Source organism: Burkholderia sp. IDO3, assembly GCF_003366075.1.
GTDB lineage: Bacteria > Pseudomonadota > Gammaproteobacteria > Burkholderiales > Burkholderiaceae > Burkholderia > Burkholderia anthina.
In genome coordinates, this window is record NZ_CP028962.1 from 50,901 (window position 1) to 71,937 (window position 21,037).

Annotated in this window: 20 protein-coding genes; 10 read left to right on the plus strand and 10 right to left on the minus strand. The window is 66.8% G+C overall.

What is annotated here, in order from left to right; all coding sequences use genetic code 11:
- The first annotated feature begins 34 nt into the window (after window positions 1-34).
- From DCN14_RS00230 to DCN14_RS00245, 4 genes are all read left to right on the plus strand, one after another.
- The gene (locus DCN14_RS00230) at window positions 35-1,327 is read left to right on the plus strand and encodes an MFS transporter (protein ID WP_096508887.1); all 1,293 of its coding nucleotides are present in this window, start codon (window positions 35-37) and stop codon (window positions 1,325-1,327) included.
- Window positions 1,328-1,539: 212 nt separating this feature from the next.
- On the plus strand, window positions 1,540-2,628 hold the full coding sequence (locus tag DCN14_RS00235) for a porin (protein ID WP_096508888.1): 1,089 nt from the start codon (window positions 1,540-1,542) through the stop codon (window positions 2,626-2,628).
- Window positions 2,629-2,832: 204 nt separating this feature from the next.
- The gene (locus tag DCN14_RS00240) at window positions 2,833-3,447 is read left to right on the plus strand and encodes a TetR/AcrR family transcriptional regulator (RefSeq protein WP_096508889.1); all 615 of its coding nucleotides are present in this window, start codon (window positions 2,833-2,835) and stop codon (window positions 3,445-3,447) included.
- A 54-nt stretch (window positions 3,448-3,501) separates the two neighbouring features.
- Window positions 3,502-3,981: a nuclear transport factor 2 family protein gene (locus DCN14_RS00245; RefSeq protein ID WP_096508890.1), complete on the plus strand. Its 480-nt coding sequence runs from the start codon at window positions 3,502-3,504 to the stop codon at window positions 3,979-3,981.
- Between the two features lie 481 nt (window positions 3,982-4,462).
- On the opposite strand, the gene DCN14_RS00250 is transcribed toward DCN14_RS00245, so the two are convergent.
- The gene (locus DCN14_RS00250) at window positions 4,463-5,548 is read right to left on the minus strand and encodes a tartrate dehydrogenase (RefSeq protein WP_096508891.1); all 1,086 of its coding nucleotides are present in this window, start codon (window positions 5,546-5,548) and stop codon (window positions 4,463-4,465) included.
- Window positions 5,549-5,665: 117 nt separating this feature from the next.
- Between DCN14_RS00250 and DCN14_RS00255 the strand changes: the two genes are divergently transcribed.
- On the plus strand, window positions 5,666-6,589 hold the full coding sequence (locus DCN14_RS00255) for a LysR substrate-binding domain-containing protein (RefSeq protein ID WP_096508892.1): 924 nt from the start codon (window positions 5,666-5,668) through the stop codon (window positions 6,587-6,589).
- 149 nt (window positions 6,590-6,738) lie between these two features.
- Here the strand turns inward: DCN14_RS00255 and argC are convergent, their stop codons facing one another.
- Window positions 6,739-7,686 (minus strand): N-acetyl-gamma-glutamyl-phosphate reductase, encoded by a 948-nt coding sequence (argC, locus tag DCN14_RS00260; protein WP_096508893.1) that lies wholly within the window; start codon window positions 7,684-7,686, stop codon window positions 6,739-6,741.
- A 118-nt stretch (window positions 7,687-7,804) separates the two neighbouring features.
- Between argC and DCN14_RS00265 the strand changes: the two genes are divergently transcribed.
- Window positions 7,805-8,689, plus strand: coding sequence for a LysR family transcriptional regulator (locus DCN14_RS00265; protein WP_096508894.1), 885 nt, complete (start codon window positions 7,805-7,807; stop codon window positions 8,687-8,689).
- Window positions 8,690-8,831: 142 nt separating this feature from the next.
- Here DCN14_RS00265 and DCN14_RS00270 read toward each other — a convergent pair whose 3' ends face one another.
- The 4 genes from DCN14_RS00270 to DCN14_RS00285 form a co-directional block, all read right to left on the minus strand.
- The gene (locus DCN14_RS00270) at window positions 8,832-9,296 is read right to left on the minus strand and encodes a hypothetical protein (RefSeq protein ID WP_096508895.1); all 465 of its coding nucleotides are present in this window, start codon (window positions 9,294-9,296) and stop codon (window positions 8,832-8,834) included.
- Window positions 9,297-9,356: 60 nt separating this feature from the next.
- Window positions 9,357-10,574, minus strand: coding sequence for a patatin-like phospholipase family protein (locus DCN14_RS00275; protein ID WP_162826148.1), 1,218 nt, complete (start codon window positions 10,572-10,574; stop codon window positions 9,357-9,359).
- 136 nt (window positions 10,575-10,710) lie between these two features.
- Complete coding sequence (locus tag DCN14_RS00280; RefSeq protein ID WP_115531340.1) at window positions 10,711-11,496, minus strand: 3-hydroxybutyrate dehydrogenase; 786 nt, start codon at window positions 11,494-11,496, stop codon at window positions 10,711-10,713.
- 52 nt (window positions 11,497-11,548) lie between these two features.
- Window positions 11,549-12,289, minus strand: coding sequence for an acetoacetate decarboxylase (locus DCN14_RS00285; RefSeq protein WP_096501016.1), 741 nt, complete (start codon window positions 12,287-12,289; stop codon window positions 11,549-11,551).
- A 469-nt stretch (window positions 12,290-12,758) separates the two neighbouring features.
- On the opposite strand from DCN14_RS00285, the gene DCN14_RS00295 reads away from it, so the two are divergent.
- The gene (locus DCN14_RS00295) at window positions 12,759-13,340 is read left to right on the plus strand and encodes an undecaprenyl-diphosphatase (protein ID WP_096501012.1); all 582 of its coding nucleotides are present in this window, start codon (window positions 12,759-12,761) and stop codon (window positions 13,338-13,340) included.
- Window positions 13,341-13,375: 35 nt separating this feature from the next.
- On the opposite strand, the gene DCN14_RS00300 is transcribed toward DCN14_RS00295, so the two are convergent.
- The 3 genes from DCN14_RS00300 to DCN14_RS00310 all read right to left on the minus strand — a co-directional run bounded on the left by DCN14_RS00300 (window position 13,376) and on the right by DCN14_RS00310 (window position 15,286).
- Window positions 13,376-13,600: a hypothetical protein gene (locus DCN14_RS00300; RefSeq protein WP_096501010.1), complete on the minus strand. Its 225-nt coding sequence runs from the start codon at window positions 13,598-13,600 to the stop codon at window positions 13,376-13,378.
- A 116-nt stretch (window positions 13,601-13,716) separates the two neighbouring features.
- Window positions 13,717-14,538, minus strand: a complete 822-nt coding sequence (locus DCN14_RS00305; RefSeq protein ID WP_096501008.1) for a siderophore-interacting protein — start codon at window positions 14,536-14,538, stop codon at window positions 13,717-13,719.
- Window positions 14,539-14,575: 37 nt separating this feature from the next.
- Complete coding sequence (locus DCN14_RS00310) at window positions 14,576-15,286, minus strand: PadR family transcriptional regulator (RefSeq protein ID WP_096501006.1); 711 nt, start codon at window positions 15,284-15,286, stop codon at window positions 14,576-14,578.
- 246 nt (window positions 15,287-15,532) lie between these two features.
- Here DCN14_RS00310 and DCN14_RS00315 point away from each other — a divergent pair, with 246 nt between their 5' ends.
- Both DCN14_RS00315 and DCN14_RS00320 read left to right on the plus strand, forming a co-directional pair.
- Complete coding sequence (locus DCN14_RS00315; protein ID WP_096501004.1) at window positions 15,533-16,987, plus strand: aldehyde dehydrogenase family protein; 1,455 nt, start codon at window positions 15,533-15,535, stop codon at window positions 16,985-16,987.
- 91 nt (window positions 16,988-17,078) lie between these two features.
- Entirely contained in the window at window positions 17,079-18,692 is a 1,614-nt protein-coding gene (locus tag DCN14_RS00320; protein ID WP_096501002.1) for a GMC family oxidoreductase N-terminal domain-containing protein, read from the plus strand.
- A 67-nt stretch (window positions 18,693-18,759) separates the two neighbouring features.
- Here DCN14_RS00320 and DCN14_RS00325 read toward each other — a convergent pair whose 3' ends face one another.
- Window positions 18,760-19,647, minus strand: a complete 888-nt coding sequence (locus tag DCN14_RS00325; protein ID WP_096501000.1) for a transporter — start codon at window positions 19,645-19,647, stop codon at window positions 18,760-18,762.
- A gap of 415 nt (window positions 19,648-20,062) precedes the next feature.
- On the opposite strand from DCN14_RS00325, the gene DCN14_RS00330 reads away from it, so the two are divergent.
- Window positions 20,063-21,037, plus strand: coding sequence for a helix-turn-helix domain-containing protein (locus DCN14_RS00330; RefSeq protein ID WP_240327222.1), 975 nt, complete (start codon window positions 20,063-20,065; stop codon window positions 21,035-21,037).

The following is a 21,037-nucleotide window of genomic DNA, read 5'->3' on the forward strand; positions in this document are numbered from 1 at the left end:
CGGGTCCCACATAAAACAATGAATGGAGGAAGACATGTCCCTTTCGCAGCCGCAGCGAAGCAGGGCGAGGATCACGTTCGTCCTGCTCTGCATCATGGCGTTCATCATGTACGTCGACCGGACCAACATGTCGGTCGCCGCGCCCGTGATGAGCAAGGAACTCGGCTTCAGCAACACGCACCTCGGCTTCATCTTTTCCGCGTTCGCGCTCGCATACAGTTGCTTCATGATCCCCGGCGGCTGGCACAGCGACCGGATCGGCTCCCGCAAGGGCCTGTTGCTGTACGGCTCGCTGTGGGCGATCGCGACCATTGCGACGGGGCTGGTCGGCAGCCTGGTCGCGCTGGTTGCGGCACGTTTCTTCGTCGGCGTCGGCGAAGCGCCGATCTATCCGACGGCCGCACGGATGATCGCCCGGGTGATCCCGGAAGAGCGCCGCGGCGCGGCACAGGGCGTGATGCATGCCACCGGGCGCATTGCCAACGCGCTCGCGCCGCTGATCGTCACCGGCCTGATCGTCGCCTTTTCATGGCGGCTCACGTTCATCATTCTCGGCGCGGTTACGCTCGTCTACATGGCCGTGATGTATCTGGGGCTCAACGAAGCCAGGCGGCATGACGACGCGTCGCCCGCCAGCCCCGCGCCGGTACGCAGCCCGGTCGACTGGCGGGACATGATGCGCCGGGTGTGGCCCGCCAGCGCGGCATGCTTCTGCCACGGATGGGTGCTCTGGTTCTTCCTGAACTGGATTCCCACCTTCTTTTCGCAGCGCTACGGGATGAAGCTGTCGCACAACGCGATCTTCTCCGCGCTCGTACTGCTCGGCGGCTCGCTCGGCACGGCAGCCGGCGGGATACTGACCGACTGGCGTTTCACCCGCACGGGCAACCGGTTGCGCGCACGCCGTGAAGTCATCATCTTCGGGTTCCTGTCGTCGATCGTCTGCCTGCTGCCGCTGCTGTTCACCCGCGACGTCACCATCAGCTCGCTCTGCCTGGGCTTCGCGTTCTTCTGCTCCGAACTGGCCGACTCGCCGTTGTGGGTGGTCGGCACGGAAGTCTCGCGCGAGCACTCGGCCACGTCCAGCGCGTGCACCTTCACCGGCATGGCGCTGGCGGGCGCCGTGTCGCCGATCGTCGTCGGCCTGCTGCTCGACGTGTCGCACGGCAGATGGGTGGTTGCATTCGCCGCGTCGATCGTCGTGCTGCTGCTCGGCCCGCTGTTCACGTTGTGGATCCGGCTCGACGATACACCGCCTTCCGCGGGCCGCGCGGAGGAACCGGCAAAGCAGGCCGGCCCCGACGCCGCACCCGCGATGTCCCGCTAGGCCGTCGTGCCGGGCCGGTGAAGATCGGCGGGATCCGCTCGGGCCGCCGGCGGCCGAGGGCGGGCGGCCCGGGAACGGTACACGTTTGCTAATACGATCGAGCCCGGCTCGACGCATTCGTCATTAAATTCAGTACAACTACTCGATAGATCGGCGATCGCTCCATCTCCATCGCGCGGTGGAACGGCAGTCGACACAACCAGGAGACAGTGATGAGCAACAGAGGGGCAACCCGCGGCATGAAGCCGCTTTGGGCGGGGATCGTCGCGGCGTCGTTGAGCGCGGGCGCGCATGCGCAATCGAGCGTGACGCTGTATGGCGTCGCCGATGCCGGTGTGGAGTTTCTCACCGGTGCGCCCGATGCGGCCGGCCACGCTTCGCATCTGGTGCGCGAGGAGTCCGGCGGCGTCAAGAGCAGCCGGATCGGACTCAAGGGCACGGAAGATCTGGGCGGCGGCCTGAAGGCGATCTTCACGCTGGAAGGCGGCATCGACATTACCCAAGGCAAATCGCAGCAAGGCGGACGCATCTTCGGCCGCCAGGCGTTCGTCGGTCTCGACAGCCGTTACGGCGCGCTGACGTTCGGCCGGCAGCGCGTGCCGATGTACGACTTTTCCGTGCGCTACGACCCGCTCGACTATGCCGTCTACGGCCTGAAGCAGACCGACGGGCAATTCACGGGCCGGGCCGACAACTCGGTCAAATACCACGGCCGCGCCGGCGCGGTCAGCTTCGAGGCGCTGTACAGCACCGGATACGACGCGACGATCGCGAACGGCGGCCAGGTGCCCGGAGAATTCAAGGTCGGTCGGGAAATCGGCGCCGCCGTCCAGTACGCCGCCGGCCCGTTCGCGGCGATGGTGGTCTACGACATGCGCAACGGCACGTCCATCGCCACCCAGTCCGGCAAGGAGCAGCATTTCGCCGCGGCGGCGACCTATCGGATCGGCAAGGCCAAAGGGTTCGTCGGCTACCGGTGGCTGAGCAGCACCCTGCCGCTGGACTCGAGCACGCAAGCCCATGCCAACGAGTTCTGGGGCGGCCTCGAATATCACGTGTCCGCGCCGCTCACGCTCGCCGGCGCCGTCTTCTGGACCGACATCACGTCGGCCGGCCAACGGCCGCTCTATCTGGCCGCGACCGCGAAATACCAGTTGTCGAAGCGGACGGCGCTCTATTCCGAGATCGGCTACGTGAAGAACAGCCACGGCTCGAATCTCGGCCTGAACGGCTACGATACCGACGTCGTTGCCGGCCACAATCAGACGGGCGCGATGCTGGGTATCGTTCACTACTTCTGAACCCGACGGGGGGCGCTCGGCCTCCAGGGGATTCCTTCCCCCGGCGGCCGCGACTTCCGCCTGGCGCCGTGTCATTGCCGATCGTCGACGGCCCGACGAAGCCCCCCGCCCGAGCACCTTTTCGTTACCCGTTCACCCCTTCCGCCGGAAGGGCTTTCCGATGAATCGGTTGACGGAGGAGAATGATCGTTCTACCGTTAACCCATGAACACACATGACCCCCTGCCCGTCGAGCCGGACGTGCGCGCCCGGCTGCTCGACGCGGCCGAAGCGCTGATCTACTCGGGCGGAATCCACGCCACGGGCGTCGATGCGATCGTGAAGCTGTCCGGCGCGGCGCGAAAGAGCTTTTATTCGCATTTCGAATCGAAGGAAGCGCTGGTCGTCGCGGCGCTCGAACGTCGCGACGCGCGCTGGATGCGCTGGTTCGTCGACGCGACGCTGGCGCGCGGCAAGTCTGCGCGCGCGCAACTACTCGGCATGTTCGACGTACTGCGCGACTGGTTTTCGCAACCCGACTTTCACGGCTGTGCGTTCCTGAATGCGTCCGGCGAGATTGCCGATGCCGACGATCCGGTGCGGGTCGTCGCGCGCATGCACAAGGCGCGGTTGCTGGCGTTCGTGCGCGAGCGGTTCGACGCGTATGCCGACGAAGCCGGGATCGAGCGTCGCGGGCTCGCCCGCCTCGCGCGTCAATGGCTGGTACTGATCGACGGCGCGATCGGCGTGGCGCTCGTCAGCGGCGATGCCAATGCCGCGCGCGACGCGCGCGCAACCGCCGACCTGCTGCTCGATACGGTTTCCCGATCATCGAAGTAGTCCGTCCCGACGGCCGTGCTCGTGCGCGGCCGGAACCCTGAACAGGAGCATCCCATGTCCGTTTCCCCGGAAGTTCGTCCGCCCGTTCCTCCTTTCACGCTCGACACGGCGCGCCAGAAAGTGCGCGCCGCGGAGGATGCATGGAACACGCGCGATCCGCAGCGCGTGTCGCTTGCCTATACGCCGCAGAGCCGGTGGCGCAATCGCGCGGAGTTCGTGACGGGGCGCGACGAGATCGTCGGCCTGCTGCAGCGGAAATGGACGCGCGAGCTCGACTATCGGCTGATCAAGGAGCTGTGGGCGTTCGGCGGCAATCGCATCGCGGTGCGGTTCGCGTACGAATGGCATGACGATGCCGGCAACTGGTTTCGTTCATACGGAAACGAGAACTGGGAGTTCGACGAAAACGGCCTGATGGCGCATCGCCATGCGAGCATCAACGATTTGCCGATCCGTGAAGCGGACCGTTTGTACCACTGGCCGCTCGGTCGTCGCCCGGACGATCATCCCGGCCTGTCCGATCTCGGGCTGTGACACGCACGATGGTGTCGCGCCCGATCGCCCGTCGAGCGCGATGCCTGTGTTCAAAGGTGAGGAAATACGGGGGCAGCGCGTTGAGGTGAGCGTTTTCGGGAGAAGGCGCTTTCCGTGCCTGCGGTGTGGTGTTTTACGCGCGGCACCTCACCGATCGATCTTCGCGTGAGGCCGTGCGATTGCGCTGACGGAAGTATCGGACGCACGCGCATTCGCAAGACATGCGGTGAGGTTCGATCGGTGGGTATCCACACTCGATGCAACTCACCGCTCGACTTCAACGCGATATTCATCGCACCGATGGGCCGATGCACAACCGTGCGTGTCATCGAATCGCGTGGCTCACCGTTCGACATCGATACGCATGCACCGATACATACATCGGAATCGGAACAGGTGCGCAGCGGCATGCCGTGTCGCTCACCGCTGAACACGGCATGCATCGACGCCCATCCAGCTGCGCATCGTCCGCGGCGATCGTTCAGCCGGCGATTCGCGCCGCGATCGCCTCGCCCACTTCCCGCGTCCCTGCCTGACCGCCGAGATCGCGCGTGCGCGGCCCCGTGCGCAGCAGGTCCTCGATCGCCGCGACGATCGCGTCGTGCGCTTCGCGCTCGCGTCCCGCGCCGTTGCCGAGGAAGTCGAGCATCATCGCCGCCGACCAGATCATCGCGATCGGATTCGCGACGTACTGGCCCGCGATGTCGGGCGCGGAGCCGTGCACCGGCTCGAACAGCGACGGGAACGTGCGGTCCGGATTCAGGTTCGCCGACGGCGCGATGCCGATCGTGCCCGTACAGGCCGGCCCGAGGTCGGAAAGAATGTCGCCGAACAGGTTCGATGCGACGACCACGTCGAAGCGGTCCGGCTGCAGCACGAAGCGCGCGCACAGGATGTCGATGTGCTGCTTGTCGACGGCGATCCCGGGATAGCGTTCGGCCATCTCGGCCGCGCGCGCGTCCCACCACGGCATGCTGATCGCGATGCCGTTGCTCTTCGTCGCGACGGTCAGGCGCTTCGCCCGGCGCTGCGCGAGATCGAACGCGAACTTCAGCACGCGCTCGGTGCCGTGGCGCGTGAAGATCGACTGCTGCATCACCACTTCGCGCTCGGTGCCTTCGAACATCGTGCCGCCGACCGACGAATATTCGCCCTCGGTGTTCTCGCGCACGATCATGAAGTCGATGTCGCCCGCCTTGCGGCCGGCGAGCGGCGACGGCACGCCATCGAACAGGCGCGCGGGCCGCAGGTTGATGTACTGATCGAATTCGCGGCGGAATTTCAGCAGCGAACCCCACAGCGAAATGTGATCGGGCACCGTCGCGGGCCAGCCGACCGCGCCGAACAGGATCGCGTCCATGCCCGACAACTGCGCTTTCCAGTCGTCCGGCATCATCTTGCCGTGCTGCGCGTAGTACTCGCAGCTGGCCCAGTCGATCTGCTCGAACTCGAAGCGGATGCCGAAACGCGCCGTAACGGCGTCCAGCGCGCGCAGCCCCTCGGGCATCACTTCACGGCCGATGCCGTCGCCGGGAATCACGGCAATCTTGTAGGTTCTGTCGCTCATGCAAGTCTCCTTGGCTGGTCGGGCCGCCGGCAGCATGCGCAGCGGAACATGCCGCCATTTTATTTATTTCCATTCGGATTAAAATCCAGCGAAAGGTTAATCGACTTTCCACGAATCGTGAATAAATCGCCGAATCTCGACGACCTGCGCGTGTTCAGCCTGGTCGTCCGTCTGACGAGCTTCAGCGCGGCCGCCGAGCAACTCGCGGTGTCGCCAGCCTATGTCAGCAAGCGCATCGCGTTGCTCGAGGCACAACTCGGCACGCGGCTGCTGCATCGGTCGACGCGCCGCGTGACGGTCACGGAGGCCGGCGAGCGCGTGTTCGCGCGCGCCGAGAAGATTCTCGACGACGTCGACCATCTCGTCGAAGACGTGTCCACCACGCGCACGGTGCCGCGCGGCACGCTGCGCATCTCGAGCAGCTTCGGCTTCGGCCGGCATGTCGTTGCGCCGGCGCTGCTCGACTTCTCCACGCGCTACCCGCAGCTGAACGTGCGGCTCGATCTGTTCGACCGGCTCGTCGACGTCGCGGGCGAAGGCTACGACCTCGACGTGCGCATCGGCGACGACATCGCCGATCACCTGATCGCGCGCCGCCTCGCGGCGAACTATCGCGTGCTGTGCGCGTCGCCCGACTATCTCGCGCGACGCGGCACGCCGCGCTCGCTCGCGGATCTCGCGTCGCACGACTGTCTCGCGATCAAGGAGCGCGACCATCCGTTCGGTGTCTGGCGGCTGAACCTGCGCGGCGAAACGGCAACCGTGAAGGTCGGCGGCGCGCTGTCGACGAACCACGGCGAAGTGGCCGTGCAATGGGCGCTGGCCGGGCGCGGGATCGTGTTGCGCTCGATCTGGGAAGCGGGGCCGCTGATCGAACGCGGCGCGCTGTGCCGCGTGCTGCCGGAAGCGCACCAGCCGGCGAACATCTGGGCCGTGTATCCGGAACGCGTCGCGGCGTCGGCGAAGGTGCGCGTGTGCGTCGATTTTCTGGCCGAGACGTTCGCCGGCCTGAACGCCGCGGCGAACGACGATACGGGCTGAAATCGGCCAAAGGTGAGCTTTTACGGGGGCAGGTTCCGGGTATCGTCTGACGCGCGTTTACGGTTCGCAACAGCGTCGTGAGCCGTAAACGCGATGGCGTTGCCGATCTGCTTGCCGAGGGCCGGCTCGCGACGAGGTCGACAGGCGACCTACGCCGCTTCCGCCACGCTCGTCGCGCCGAGCATCAGGTCGAGATTCTGCACGGCCGCGCCGGATGCGCCTTTGCCGAGATTGTCGAACACGGCGGAGAGCAGCACTTGACCGTGTTCGTCGTTGACGAACACGCTGAGCCGCAGGTCGTTCGTATCGTTCAGCGTCTCGGGATCGAGATGCGTGATCGTGCGCGCGTCCGCGAGCGGCGTGACCTCGACATGGCGCGCGCCGGCGTAATGGTGCGCGAGACATGCATGCAGCAACTCACCGGTCGTGCCGGCCGGGAGAAGGCGCAGGTCGATCGGCACGGTCAGCACGATGCCTTGCCGATAGGCGCCGTAAGCCGGCACGAACAGCGGACGGTGCGCGAGCCCGGCATGCAGCTGGATCTCGGGCACGTGCTTGTGCGCGAGCGCGAGGCCATAGACCTGCAGCGGTTTCGCGCGAGCCGCGCCGTTCGACTCGAATGCGTCGACGGCGCTGCGCCCGCCGCCCGAGTAACCGGACACGGCGTGGACGCTCACCGGGTAGTCGCGCGGCAGCAGGCCAGCCTGTTGCAGCGGCCGAAGCAGGCCGATCGCGCCCGTCGGATAGCAGCCCGGATTGGTGACGCGCCGTGCGCGCGCGATCTTCTGCGCGTGCCCCTCGACCATCTCGGGAAAGCCGTAGACCCATTCCGGGTCGGTGCGGTGGGCCGAGCTCGCGTCGATCACGCGTACCGCCGGATTCCGGATGAAGCCGACTGCTTCGCGCGCGGCGGCGTCGGGCAGGCACAGAATCGCGATGTCGGATGCGTTGATCGCTTCGGCGCGCCGCGCGGGGTCCTTGCGCTCCGCGTTCGGCAGCGTGACGAGCCGCAGGTCGGTGCGATCGCGCAGGCGCTCGTGGATCTGCAGTCCGGTCGTACCTTGATCGCCGTCGATGTAGACAGTGGGGAAGCTCATGATGGTCGCGCTCCTTGCTTCGGACGTCGGGAAAACCGTATCGTCCGTCGAACGCCTAGAATAGGAAAAGTTGAATTTCCTGATTGCCGGATTCAGTTTTCCTGAACGAGAGGTGGGCATGCGCGAGATCAGCCTGGACCGGCTGCGTACGCTGGTCGCAATCGCCGACCAGGGATCCTTCGTGGCCGCGGCGCAATTGCTTCATCTCGCGCCGCCGACCGTCAGTCTTCACGTCGCCGAACTCGAAAGCCGCGTCGGCGCGCCGTTGCTGTCGCGTACGCGCGGCAACGTGCGGCCGTCGACCATCGGCGAAGTGCTGGTGGAGCGGGCGCGCCGTCTGCTGGCCGAGGTCGAGTCGACACTCGACGACGTGCAGCGGCAGGTGCAGGGGCTGACCGGACGCGTGCGCCTCGGCGCGTCCACCGGAGCGATCGCCCATCTGTTGCCGCAGGCGGTGGCCCGGTTGCGCGAGCAGCATCCGGATATCGATGTCCAGATCGCGGTGCTCACGTCGTCCGACACGCTGGCGCGCATCGCGCAGGGCACGCTCGACGTCGGGCTGGTCGCGTTGCCGCAGCCGGCGGTCGCGGGGCTGTCGATCCGCGCGTGGCGGCGCGATCCGGTGCTGGCCTTTCTACCCGCCGACTGGCAGTTCCCGGCACGTGTGACGCCGGCCTATCTGGCTGCGCGTCCGCTGATTCTCAACGATGCGACCACGCGCCTGTCCCGGCTCACGACCGAATGGTTCGCGCTCGGCGGCCACCGGCCCGAACCGCGTATCGAACTCAACTACAACGATGCGATCAAGAGCCTGGTTGCCGCGGGTTACGGCGCGACGCTGCTGCCGCACGAGGCGGGTGCCCCGCTGCCCGACGCACGGATCGTGATGCGGCCGCTGCGTCCTGCGTTGTGGCGCGAACTGGGCATCGCGCACCGGGCCGGGCCGGTCGAGCGGCCGACACAGCATGTGCTCGATGCGTTATGGGCGCTTGGCGCGCGATAGGGGGCGGTGGTGCGGGTGGGTTCGCTCGCCATCGTGCGCGAGCGGGGGGCGTTGTGCTGGACATGTGCCGCAGGCGGGGAGCGGCCGGACGCAGCATGCATCGCGCGGAGCCGCGCCGGCGCTTGCCCGCTGCCGCAGTCCGTTACAGCCGGTTGTCCTTCGCGAGCATCAGCACGCGCGCCCAGCGCTGCGCGTCGTGCTTGTCCATCATCGGCAGTTTCCATTCGCCGCGTACGCCATCGCGCACGCGCACGACGAGATGCCAGCGGCCGTCGATCGGCGCGGCCTCGCAGCCGTCGAGTTGCGACAGCGTATAGCGGCCGTCCGCGCCGTCATGCGACAGCCACAGCAGCCCCTGCGTCGCGGACACGCGCAACTCGCCCCATGCGCGATGCACGATGTGGGTCCAGCCTTGTTCTTTCGTGTTCGGTGCGATGTCGCGGCGGCGTTTGATCCACCACGCGATCAGCGCGATCAGGATCGCGGCGGCGAGCACGGCGGCCGCGATCGCGACCGGCTGGCCGAATTGCGCGGCGATGACGTGAAACAGGTGAACGGCGCCCCATCCCAGGGCGATGAGCGCGAATAGCGCAATGAAAATCGGCATGTCGAATCGGTAGGAAAGACGGCCCGGCGCATCCATCGCGCCGGGCCGTCGCACACGGCATTACCGGCGGCGGTGAATGTCGTGCGTAACGAAGCCCGCGTCGTTGACGGGCAGCGCGAGGCCGTCCTTGACCGCGAGCGTCTTGCGGATGTCGTCGAGACCCGCGGACCAGTGGTCGCGCATCGTCGACAGACCGAACTGATAGTCCTTGTAGTGGTGCTCGTACGCCTTCTGCTGATAGATCAGGTGCTGGATGTTGTACTTCTTCCCGCTCGACATCGCGTCAGCCTCGATGCACCACGGGTCGTTCTTGCGCTGCTCTTCCGGCACCTGGTCGAGCACGTGACGCAGCACGTTGCGGTAGCGCTGTTCGCGCTGCAGCGTGTCGGTGACGAAACGCGTGCGGCTCGAATACTGCACGTCCTTCGTGCGTTCCGCGACGTCGGCCATGGTACGCGGCAGCGGCCCGCGCGCGCTCCACAGATCGACCTGGAACGCGAGCGTGTCGCGGCGCGGACGCGCGCGCAGCACTTCCATCAGCGGCGTGTTCGACACGACGCCGCCGTCCCAGTAGTACTCGCCGTCGATCTCGACCGGCGGGAACGCGGGCGGCAGCGCGCCGGACGCCATGAAGTGCTCGGGCGCGAGGCGAACACGCGAGTTGTCGAAGTACACGAAGTTGCCGGTGCCGACGTTGACCGCGCCGACCGACACGCGGGTCTCGCCCGAGTTGATCCGGTCGAAATCGCACAGCTTGAGCAGCGTCGCGCGCAGCGCCGACGTGTCGTACCAGCTGATCTTTTCCGGATGATCGGCCACGCCCGGCAGCGGCGGCGGGAAGCGCGGCACGAAGAAGCCTTGCTGGCCCTGCATCATCGCGCTCGCGGCTTGCGACGCCGTGAAGAACGTGCGGACCTGGTCGATGCTGTTGAACAGTGCGAATTCGAACGCGGCCGGAATCGCGGGAAAGAACGCCGGCTGGCAGATCGTTTCCCAGAATTCGCGCAGCCGTTCGACGCGATGTTCGGGGGCATTGCCCGCGATCAGCGCGGTGTTGAGTGCGCCGATCGAGATGCCGGCGATCCAGTCGAGGGGAATGCCCGCCTCGTGCAGACCTTCGAACACGCCGGCCTGATACGCGCCGAGCGCGCCGCCGCCTTGCAGGACGAGCGCGATCGTTTCGTACGGCAGCGACCGCGCAGCGGCCGGCGCGCCGGCTTCGTGATGCAGGTCCGCCGCATCGACGGCCTGCTTTTCTGTACGCGCGTGCGGTTTCATCAATGACTCCGAGAAATCCCGCCATGGATGGCGGAGAGGAACGGAGTGACGCCGATCGGCGGCACTCCACGTTCCATCGTGACAATGAGCGGTGATGCGGGAGTCGCCTCCCCGTCGGGGAGGGGAGGCGGGGGCGTTACTGCATGAACCAGCCGTGGCTGACGACGAACGACTGGCCGGTGAGCGCGGCGCTCGGGAACGCCGACAGGAACAGCACCGTCTGCGCGACGTCCTGCACCGTCGTGAACACGCCGTCGACCGTGTTGCCCAGCATCACCTTCTTGATCACGTCCTCTTCGCTGATCCCGAGCTCCTTCGCCTGTTCCGGAATCTGCTTGTCGACCAGCGGCGTGCGCACGAAGCCCGGACACACCACGTGCGAGCGCACGTTGTGCTTCGCGCCTTCCTTCGCCAGCACGCGTGCCAGACCGAGCAGGCCGTGCTTGGCCGTCACGTACGCCGACTTCAGCGGCGACGCTTCGTGCGAGTGCACCGAACCCATGTAGATCACGACGCCGCCGCGATCGTCCTTGTACATGTGCTTGAGCGCGGCCTTGGTCGTCAGGAACGCGCCGTCGACGTGGATCGCCTGCATCTTCTTCCAGTCGGCGAACGAGTAGTTCTCGATCGGGTTGACGATCTGGATGCCGGCGTTCGACACGAGGATGTCGACCGAGCCGAACGCCTCGGCCACCTTGTCGATGCCGCTGTTGACCGCGTCCTCGTTGGTCACGTCCATCGCGACGCCGATTGCCTTGCCGCCTGCCTTGTTGATCTCGTCGGCAACCGCGTTTGCGCCGTCCTGGTTCAGGTCGGCGATCGCGACGGCCGCGCCCGCTTTCGCGAGTTCGAGTGCGATTTCCTTGCCGATGCCGCTCGCGGCGCCCGTGACGACTGCGGTCTTGCCATTCAGGTTGCTCATTTCGAATTTCCCGTGGTGAAAGGATTGACAGGGAGAAAGGACTGCGGACGTGTTACTGAGCCAGGTAATCGTAGACGACTTCGCCCAGCCCGAGTGTCAAATCTGCTACGAGGTGGCGTGCCTCGACGATCTCGAGAACCGGCAGATCGGCCACCGGCGCGAGCGCGTGCGGCGCCAGCTCGAGCGATGCGGGGCCCGTCCACGCGCCCTTCATCTTGATGTCCTGCATGTAGTAGCGCACCAGTTCGCACACGCGTGCGGTGCCGTCGACGTGCGGGATGATCTTCAGCAGGAAGTTCGGGCCGGCGAGACGCTTCAGCTGCTCGTCGATGTCGAGTTCCTTGTGCTTGTAGCCCATCGTGCCGGTCGCGACGCGCACCTTGCCGTAGTCGAGCGTGCCCAGGATGTGATCGGTGTTCACGTGCAGCGTGGGCGATGCGAGCTTCTTCGGGAAACCCCACAGCTCGCGGCCGCCGGCGATCGGCGGGTGATCGTCGAGATACATCGCGAGCGTGTAGCCGCCGGCCTGGCCGTTGTATTCGACGGGAATCACCTGGCCGCTTTCGGTGTAGTCGCCGAAGCCGGTCGAATCGGCCATGCGAATGAATTCGTAATGAACGAGCGGCTCGGTGATCTGCAGCGGCTCGGGGACAATTTCACGGAGACGATCCGGATCGGTGCGATACGTGATGATCAGAAACTCACGATCGACGAAACGGTACGGGCCCATCGGGAACGCGGGGCTGGTCAACGGCATCGCAAACGCTTTCGATCGGACATCGCTGGGTTTCATGCGGACTCCTTGTTGTTGATCGCTTCGTGGATGAGTGGTCGTAATCGTATGCCTGTGCGTTGCCGTTGTGCGATGCCGCATCTGGAATTAATTGTTGCCGATTTCGACGTATCAGCGATGTAAATGTTGAGGCGAGCGACACAAACGGCGTGGATTGCGCCCGGCGGCCCGATCTTCGCATGCGTCAATGACGCCACGATGTGAAAAGGGTGAGCCTTTACGGGATAAGTGGTGAGGGTTTCCGGGAGAAGGTCGCGCGGGAATGTGACAATTGTGTGAACTTGTGTTGCAGTGCGGGCTCTAAGTGCGTTCGCCGCGACGAACCGGCCCCGGCCCCGGTTCAGGCGATCCGGACACCGGCGCAGGTCGCCCGGCGCATTAAGCACCCCTTAAGCGAGTGAGCACTAGCATCGTTCGCATCCGACCGGCGCGACCGGTCCCCCCACTTACGTTTCACGCAACCGGATTCATGCAGAACCTCAATCTCACCCTGTTTTCCGCCATCAATGCCGGCGCCGCGCCGAACCCCGGCGTGGCCCGCCTCGCGATCTTCGCCGCCGACTGGCTCGTCTATGCGCTGCCCGTCATGCTATTGCTGACCTGGATCTTCGGCGAGCGGCCGACGCGGCGTCAGGCGATCGAAGCCGGCGTCGGCACGTGCCTGGCGCTCTTGCTCGCACAGGTGATCGGGCATTTCTGGTTCTCCCCGCGGCCGTTCATGGCCGGCGTCGGCACGCAACTGATTCCGCATTCGCCGGACAGTTCGTTTCCGAGCGACCACATGACGTTCGCATGGAGCCTCGCGGTGGGCATGCTGCTCGCCGGTACGACGCGGCTGACCGGGTTCGTGATGGTCGCGCTGGCCGTGGCGATCGCATGGGGCCGCGTGTATGCCGGCGTGCACTGGCCGTTCGACATGGCCGGCGGCGTGCTGGTCGGCACGGCCGGCGCGCTGGCCGCGCACCTGTACGGGCAACGTATGGTCGAGCCGCTCGAACGGATCGGCGATGCGGTGCACGCAGTCATGATGGGGCGCGAGCGCGCGCCGTAAGCGGGGCAAGCAGGAGAAGTACGGGCCGGACGCCGTCAGCCGGGCGTCTTGGCCGATTCGGCCGAAGCGGACGTGCCGCCGCCCGCTTCGTGCAGTTCGGGCGTCTCGCCCGGGTGTTGCGCGGCGTCGCGTTCGAGCGAGCTTTCCTTCAGGATCGCGCACATCGCGACGAACAGCGCGAGAACGACTGCGGCCAGGCCGCAATATCCGGCGATCTTCAGGTTGCGAAGGAACGGCGACGCGTGGCTTTCTTTTGTCATGACCGGGCGCTCCTGTACGGGCTGCGGCGGCTGTCGTCCGACAGCGGCGTCGCAGACATACATATATACCAGCCGCGCCGCCGATGCCAACCCCGCCGGCGCGCGCCCTTTCGCGGTCAGTCTTCCAGCGTCTCGTGCACGGCCGCCGCGCCGCACTTCCAGTATGCCGCCGCGCGGATGCGCGACTTGTGGACCCCGCGCTCGCCGGTCAGGTGCAGGCGCACCGCGCGCATCGACTGCGCTTCGCCGGCCGCCCACACGTAACCGTCGCCGGACGGCGGCAGCGGCAGTTCGCGCACGGCGTTCAGCAGCACGTCGTCGTCGTCCGTCTCGGCTTCGGCGCGAAAGCGCCAGATTTCATGCACGTCGGCACGCGTATCGAACGCGATCTGCGCGCTGCGATCCGCGACCTCCAGCACCACCGCTGCGCGCGAGCCGGCCGGCAATTGCTCGAGACGCCGCGCGATCGCGGGCAGCGCCGTATCGTCGCCGATCAGCAGATGCCAGTCGAAATCGATCGGGACCACGAACGACCCGCGCGGGCCGCCGATGCCGAGCCACTGGCCGACGCGTGCCTGCGCGGCCCACTGCGATGCGGGGCCCGGATGGTTCAGCACGAATTCCAGATCCAGTTCGCAGGCGGCGCGGTCGAAGCGGCGCGGCGTGAAGTCGCGCGCGACGGGCTTCGGTTCGCCCTCCGGAAATTCCGGGCCGTTCGCGCCGAGTGTCGGCAGTGCCGGCCGATCGGCGCCGGGCGCCGGGAAAAACACCTTCACGTGATCGTCGAACGACGACGATTCGAAATCCGCGAGGTCGGGGCCGCCGAGCGTGACGCGCAGCAAGTGCGGCGTCACGGCGTGCACGCGCACGACCTGCAGCAGGCGGAACTTGAGGGTATGGCGCACGCGGGTGACGGCGCGCTCGGATGTGTTTTGCATCAATCCGTTCTCCTATGGTTTGACGGGGCGGCGCGGGTTACGCGCCGGTGCCGCCTTCGATTTCGGCTGTCGCGCGACGCATGATGGCCGCGATGCGACGCTGTTCGTCGGCATCGGCGGCGCTCTTGTGCAGCAGCGCGCGCTTCAGGGCGAGCCGAGCCTCGACGAACTCCGGCAGCCAGCCGGGCTGTGCTTCGTCCGGTGCTTCGTTGCCCGCCGCTTCGCCGGCGAAGGCGCGGCGCATGAACTCCATCTTGCGCGCGAGATGCGTGAGGCGCGCGAACAGGGTGTCGACGCGTTCGCGCTGCGCATCGAGATGCGCGCGGCCGGCGTCGGTGAGGGCGTAGCGCTTGCGGTTGCCTTCCGCCTGCGACGCGACGAAGCCGACTTCCTCGAGATACGTGAGGGCCGGGTACACCATGCCGGGGCTCGGGCTGTAGAAGCCGTTCGAGCGCGTGTCGAGCGCCTTGATGAGCTCGTAGCCGTGGCTCGGCTGCTCGGCGACGAGCGCGAGCAGGAGCAACTGGAGATCGTCGGAGCTGAACTGGCGGCCGCGCGGCATGCCGTCGTCGCCGAAATCGCCAAAGCCGCCGCGTCTGCCACGGCCGCCGAACGGGCCGCCACCGAACGGATCGTGGCCGCGCCGATGGCGGCCGATCGCGTGCCAGAGACCGGCGAACCATTCAGGGCCGGCATGCGCACCATGTCCGTCGCATCGGGCATGGCCGCGGGAGGGGTTGTGTCGCATGATCGTGTCCTATATGTCGTAAAACATATCTAAAGATATATATCGAAAGATAGGGTGTCAAGGGGGATTATTGGGGGTTCGATGGTGGGGTTGCTTCGGCGGCCCACGCCGCCCGCCCATGCACGTGAATCCTGCATCCGGTGCACGGACGTACCAGCAGCGCCAAAAGCCTCGTCCTACAGTGGGCCAGATAAGCCGATCCCGCCGTCATGCGCGGGATCGGCCCTCGATCTGGAGACGAACGACATGGCAGCCGAATACACCCTCAAACACCGGATCGCGGGCGAGCAGCGCGAAGCCGCCCGCGGCGAATGGTTCGAGAAACGCGAACCGTGCACGGGTCAGTTGCTCGCGCGCGTGGCGGCCGGCACCGACGCCGACGTCGACCTGGCCGTGCGCGCGGCCCGTGCGCAATTCGACGGCGGCGCCTGGAGCCGGTTGCCAGGCGCCGCGCGCGCGCAATTGCTGCACGGGCTGGCCAACCTGCTCGAGCGCGACGCCGAGCGCTTCGTCGAGCTGCTGGCGCGCGAACAGGGCCGCCCGGCCATGGAGGTGCGCATGATGGATCTGCCGATGTCGATCGACACGCTGCGCTACTTCGCCGGCTGGGCCGACAAGCTCGAAGGCCGGCAGATTCCGACCGGCGGCTTCATGGGACGTCCGACCGTCAACTACACCGTGCGCGAGGCCGTCGGTGTAGCCGGCCTGATCGTGCCCTGGAATGCACCGCTGATGATCGCGTGCTGGAAGCTCGCGCCTGCGCTCGCGGCGGGGTGCACGGTCGTGATGAAGCCGTCGGAAGACGCCCCGCTCGCCGTGGGCGCACTGGCGGACCTGGCCGCGGAGGCCGGGTTTCCTCCGGGCGTCGTGAATCTCGTGCACGGCATCGGCGCGTCGGTCGGGGCCGCACTGGTCAATCATCCCGGCGTCGACAAGATCAGCTTCACGGGCAGCACCGAGGTCGGCCGGACGATCGCGCGCGAAGCCGGCGCGACGTTCAAGCGGCTGACGCTCGAACTCGGCGGCAAGGCGCCGCAGATCATCTTCGACGACGCGAATCTCGAGCAGGCGGTCGCCGGCGTCGCGATGGGGCTGTTCGTCAACCAGGGGCAAACCTGCGCGGCGGGCACGCGCGTGCTCGTGCAGCGCCGTCTCTACGACGAAGTCGTCGGCGCGCTCGCGCACGCGGCGCGCTCCGTGAAGGTCGGTACGCCGTTCGATCCGCAGACGCAAATGGGCGCGCTGATCAGTGCGCGTCACGCCGATCGCGTGAAGACGCATATCGTGGCGGCACTGCGCGACGGCGCAACGATGGTCGCGGGCGACGAGCCGGTGCCGTCGCAGGGCTTCTTCGTGCGGCCGACGGTCTTCGCGAACGTCGATCCGGCGATGCGCATCGCACGCGACGAAGTGTTCGGCCCGGTCGGCACGATCATGCCGTTCGATACGGAAGACGAGGCGGTCGCGCTGGCGAACGACACCGTCTATGCGTTGTCCGCCTCGATGTGGACGCGCGACCTCGCCACCGCGCACCGCACCGCCGCGCGGCTGCGGGTCGGCGCGGTCGCGGTGAACGCATGGAGCCCGCTCGACGCGCGGCTGCCGTGGGGCGGCTTCAAGGACAGCGGCGTCGGGCGCGACCTGTCGCAGAGCGGGCTCGACGCGTACCTGGAAGAGAAGGTCGTCACGATCGCGATGTAGCGGTACGCGCGCCGACGCGCGGACCCTCCGACCACACAACCACAAGACCACGGGCGTTGCATCGCGCGCCCGCTTACCCCTATCGACTGACATGACTACACAAGACCTGACCTTCAATTACGTCGTCATCGGCGCGGGTTCCGCCGGTTGCGTCGTTGCCGCGCGGCTGATTCAGCAGAACGCCGGCTCGGTCCTGCTGCTGGAGGCCGGCACCCGCGACGACAATCCGTTTCACCGGATTCCGGGCGGCGTGATGATGGTGTTCCAGAAGAAATCGTGGCCGTACATGACCGAACCGCAGCCGAACGCGAACGATCGCCGGATGATCATCGCGCAGGGCAAGGTGCTGGGCGGCGGCAGCTCCGTCAACGGAATGATCTATATCCGCGGGCAGCGCGAGGATTACGACGACTGGGCGACGCAGTGGGGATGCACGGACTGGCGCTACGACGACGTGCTGCCGTACTTCATGAAGGCGGAAGCGAACGAAAGCCTGGGGCCGGCGTATCACGGCCAGACGGGGCCGCTACCCGTCAGCGAGAACCGCTACCGCCATCCGCTGACGGCCGCGTTCATTCGCGCCGGACAGGAAATGGGGCTGCCCTACGTCAACGATTTCAACGGCGACGTGCAGCAGGGCATCGGCTATTACCAGACGACGACGCGCAACGGCGAGCGCGCGAGTACGGCGCGAACGTATCTGGCGTCGGTGCGCAACGATGCGAAGCTGAAGGTGGTGACGGGCGCGCTCGTGCACCGGATCAAGACGGATGCGGGGCGCGCGGTCGCGGTCGAATTCAGCGAAGGCGGCAATGCGCCGGTGTCGGTGCAGGTGCGCGAGGAGGTCGTCGTGAGCGCGGGGGCGATCGGGAGTCCGAAGGTGCTGATGCTGTCGGGCATCGGGCCGGCGGAGCAGCTCGCCGCGTTCGGCATCGAGACGGTGACGGCATTGCCGGTCGGCAAGAACTTCCACGATCATCTGCACATGTCGGTGCAGGCGTCGATTCGGACGCCGACGAGCCTCTATGGCGAGAACGAAGGGCTCAGGGCGATGCGCCATTTCCTGCAGTGGAAGTGCTTCAGGAGCGGGTTGCTGACCAGCAACATCCTCGAAGGCGGCGCGTTCATCGACACGCTGGGCACCGGGCGCCCCGACGTCCAGTTCCATTTCCTGCCGCTGCTCGACAACTTCGACAATACGCCGGGGGAGAAGCCGCCGGCGGGCGAACACGGCATGTCGGTCAAGGTCGGCCATCTGCAGCCGAAGTCGCGCGGGCAGGTGCAATTGCGCAGCACGGATCCGGCGGATCTTCCCCGGATCGACGCGAACTTCCTGAGCGATCCGGCCGATCTCGAAGGGCAGATCCGCGCCGTTCAGGCGGGGCTCCGGATCCTGTCGGCGCAGGCGCTGCGCGCGCACGTGAAGGACATCGTCGCGCCTGCGCGGGTCGATCCGGACGATCTGCCGGCGATCGAGAAATTCGTCCGGCAGGACATCAAGACCGTCTATCACCCGGCCGGCACGTGCCGAATGGGCACGGACCCGCGGACGTCGGTGGTGGACCAGAAGTCGCTGCGCGTGCACGGCTTCTCGAACCTGCGCGTGATCGATTGCTCGATCTGCCCGCAGGTGCCGAGCGGCAATACCAATGCGCCGGCGATCATGATCGGCGAACGCGGCGCCGATCTGCTGCTCGGCCGGTGAACGGTGCGGCGCAGGGACGACCTGCGCCGCCGCCGCGTCGGCCGCAGCCGGCGCGGATTTGCTCGGGTCACAGCGGAAACACGGCCTTGAGCCAGAATGCCGCCCCTTCGGGGCGGTTCCGCACATCGGTTTCCATCTGGTATTTGGCGGTCACGAACCAGCCCTTCCCGCTGTCGTACTTGATCGACGGCCCGATCGCGAACGACTGGCCGCGATTGCCGGCGATGGTCTGCCCGCCCTGCGCGTCGTCCGTCATCTGCCGGTAGTAATAGCCGCCCGCGCCGACCGTCAGTCCGTTGCCGAACCCCCAGCCCGCCGAGTAGTCGACGATGAATTCCTGGCCGGACTGGTAGTCCGTCGCGTGATTGCGCTGGTTGAACGTCCACATGAGCTTGGCATCGAACGTCGGCCCGGTGCGGCCGCCGTACGAGATGCCGGCGATCGGCTGGATCGCCCAGTAATTCCGGCCGATGTTGGCGAGGTCGTTCTTGTCGTACTGGCCGGTCGGCGCGAAGACATCGACGGCGAGCAGCGTGTGGAGCGTCGGCGTGATATGCCAGCCGAGCGCCGGCCCGAACGTCATGTCGCCGACGCCGGTCTGCCGTTGCGATTGCCCGCCCGCGTGCACGTCGAGCGTGACGAGCGGCAGCAGCGCGTGCATGGCGAGCGACGCTCCCGCGAACGTGTACGGGGTCACCCACACGATGCGCGGCGTCACCGCATACGCCGTGATGCCGAAATCCGGCGGCGCAACGTTGCGGCCTTCGTTGTCGCGCAGTTCGCCGGCGTGGTAGCGCTCGGCATAGATCAGCGCATAGAGCCCCGGCGGGGGCAGCGCGCAGCACAGGTAGCCTTCCGCACCGGTCGGGTACACGGAGCCGCCGCCTTCGGTGGCATGGGCGCCGTGTGCGGCGGCGAGCGCGGACAGAATCAGGGAAATACGTAGCCGTTTCATCGTTTGTCTCCTCCGGCGGCGCACGAGCGGCCGCCATTCGTCTCCGGGCGGTGTTCGCGACAGCGCAAGCCGGGTGCAAGGTGTCCGAACGGAAGCAGGTTTCCGCCCGTCGGCAGGTTGCCGCGTCGCGCCATCGGCCGCATGTGTTTGCGTGCAGAGCCGTCAGGAGTGCCGTGCAACTAGGTGAAATCTTCAGGGTGTCCGGTGGCGATCCGGCCGCGGATGGGAGTTGTGCGAATTTTTTTTCCGGCCGGCGCGTCGTACGCTACGTCTCGATCCCCTCGATGGATGACGACCGTGCGTCGCCATGCGACCGGAAAGTCGGGCGAGTCGATCATCGTGCCTGGCGTATTCACGCGCAGGCGGCGACGCAATGAACGGACTTGCAAGCCGGACCTTTCTGGAGGCCACTGTCATGATCGATTCGGGATCTCATCCGCCCGCGCCGGGCGCGGACATTGCAGGCTGGTCGGAGCGCATCCGGCATCGGTTCTTTCCGCTGGAGCTCAATGCCGGGTCGTCCGGCGAATTCGACGCGAGCGTCGACGTGTTCGATCACGCGCGCTGCCGCGTGGCGCGCATTGCGGCCGCGGCCCATAGCGCGTCGATCGGGCGCGCCGCGTGCGGGGCGCTCAAGCACCGCTACGTCAAGGTGATCTGGCAACTGGGCGGGGTCGCGCGACTCGAACAGGGCGCGTGCGAAGCGGTCGTGCCGCAAGGGCATTTCACGCTGTACGAGGCGAGCCGCCCGTACTGGATCCAGAGCGAAACGCATGGCGAGTTCGTGACGATGCTGTGCGAAGTCGCGGATCACGATCCGCTGCTGGAACTGGCCCGCCGCGCGCTCGGCCGCGCGATGCCGACGGCGGGTGGCGCGGCAGTCGCGCTTGCCGCGCTGCAGGCGATGATCGGCGAAGGCCGGCGCATGAACCCGCGCAGCCGCTTCGGCGTGCTCGGACTGGTGGCGACGCTGATCGCCGAGGAAATCGATTTTGCGGACGGGACGGCGCCCGCTTCGCGGCGCAAGGTTCGCGACACGTTGCTGCGCGACGCGCAGCAGTACATTCATCGGCATCTGGACGACAGCGCGCTGTCGCCCGACTGCCTGGCGGCAGCCTTGAAGGTCTGCCGACGCACGCTCTACCAGGCGTTCGAATCGATCGGCGAGAGTCCGCAGGCGATGATCCAGCGGCTGCGGCTCGAAAAGTGCTACGAGGTGCTGTCGCAGACCGGAGCGGACGGCGCGAGCATTACGCGCCTCGCGTTGCAGTCGGGCTTTTCCGATCCCGCGTATTTTGCCCGGCTGTTTCGCCGGCGCTTCGGTATCACGCCGTCGCAGTGCCGGGATGCGGCGATGCAGGAGGCGGGCGGCGCGGCGTCGATGCGCTGA

Excerpts from the sequence above, each read along its gene's own strand:
- DCN14_RS00230 (WP_096508887.1), top strand. The coding sequence starts at position 35 with ATGTCCCTTTCGCAGCCGCAGCGAAGCAGGGCGAGGATCACGTTCGTC.
- DCN14_RS00235 (WP_096508888.1), top strand. The coding sequence starts at position 1,540 with ATGAGCAACAGAGGGGCAACCCGCGGCATGAAGCCGCTTTGGGCGGGG.
- DCN14_RS00240 (WP_096508889.1), top strand. The coding sequence starts at position 2,833 with ATGAACACACATGACCCCCTGCCCGTCGAGCCGGACGTGCGCGCCCGG.
- DCN14_RS00245 (WP_096508890.1), top strand. The coding sequence starts at position 3,502 with ATGTCCGTTTCCCCGGAAGTTCGTCCGCCCGTTCCTCCTTTCACGCTC.
- DCN14_RS00250 (WP_096508891.1), bottom strand. The coding sequence starts at position 5,548 with ATGAGCGACAGAACCTACAAGATTGCCGTGATTCCCGGCGACGGCATC.
- argC (WP_096508893.1), bottom strand. The coding sequence starts at position 7,686 with ATGAGCTTCCCCACTGTCTACATCGACGGCGATCAAGGTACGACCGGA.
- DCN14_RS00265 (WP_096508894.1), top strand. The coding sequence starts at position 7,805 with ATGCGCGAGATCAGCCTGGACCGGCTGCGTACGCTGGTCGCAATCGCC.
- DCN14_RS00270 (WP_096508895.1), bottom strand. The coding sequence starts at position 9,296 with ATGCCGATTTTCATTGCGCTATTCGCGCTCATCGCCCTGGGATGGGGC.
- DCN14_RS00275 (WP_162826148.1), bottom strand. The coding sequence starts at position 10,574 with ATGAAACCGCACGCGCGTACAGAAAAGCAGGCCGTCGATGCGGCGGAC.
- DCN14_RS00280 (WP_115531340.1), bottom strand. The coding sequence starts at position 11,496 with ATGAGCAACCTGAATGGCAAGACCGCAGTCGTCACGGGCGCCGCGAGC.
- DCN14_RS00285 (WP_096501016.1), bottom strand. The coding sequence starts at position 12,289 with ATGAAACCCAGCGATGTCCGATCGAAAGCGTTTGCGATGCCGTTGACC.
- DCN14_RS00295 (WP_096501012.1), top strand. The coding sequence starts at position 12,759 with ATGCAGAACCTCAATCTCACCCTGTTTTCCGCCATCAATGCCGGCGCC.
- DCN14_RS00300 (WP_096501010.1), bottom strand. The coding sequence starts at position 13,600 with ATGACAAAAGAAAGCCACGCGTCGCCGTTCCTTCGCAACCTGAAGATC.
- DCN14_RS00305 (WP_096501008.1), bottom strand. The coding sequence starts at position 14,538 with ATGCAAAACACATCCGAGCGCGCCGTCACCCGCGTGCGCCATACCCTC.
- DCN14_RS00310 (WP_096501006.1), bottom strand. The coding sequence starts at position 15,286 with ATGCGACACAACCCCTCCCGCGGCCATGCCCGATGCGACGGACATGGT.
- DCN14_RS00315 (WP_096501004.1), top strand. The coding sequence starts at position 15,533 with ATGGCAGCCGAATACACCCTCAAACACCGGATCGCGGGCGAGCAGCGC.
- DCN14_RS00320 (WP_096501002.1), top strand. The coding sequence starts at position 17,079 with ATGACTACACAAGACCTGACCTTCAATTACGTCGTCATCGGCGCGGGT.
- DCN14_RS00325 (WP_096501000.1), bottom strand. The coding sequence starts at position 19,647 with ATGAAACGGCTACGTATTTCCCTGATTCTGTCCGCGCTCGCCGCCGCA.
- DCN14_RS00330 (WP_240327222.1), top strand. The coding sequence starts at position 20,063 with ATGATCGATTCGGGATCTCATCCGCCCGCGCCGGGCGCGGACATTGCA.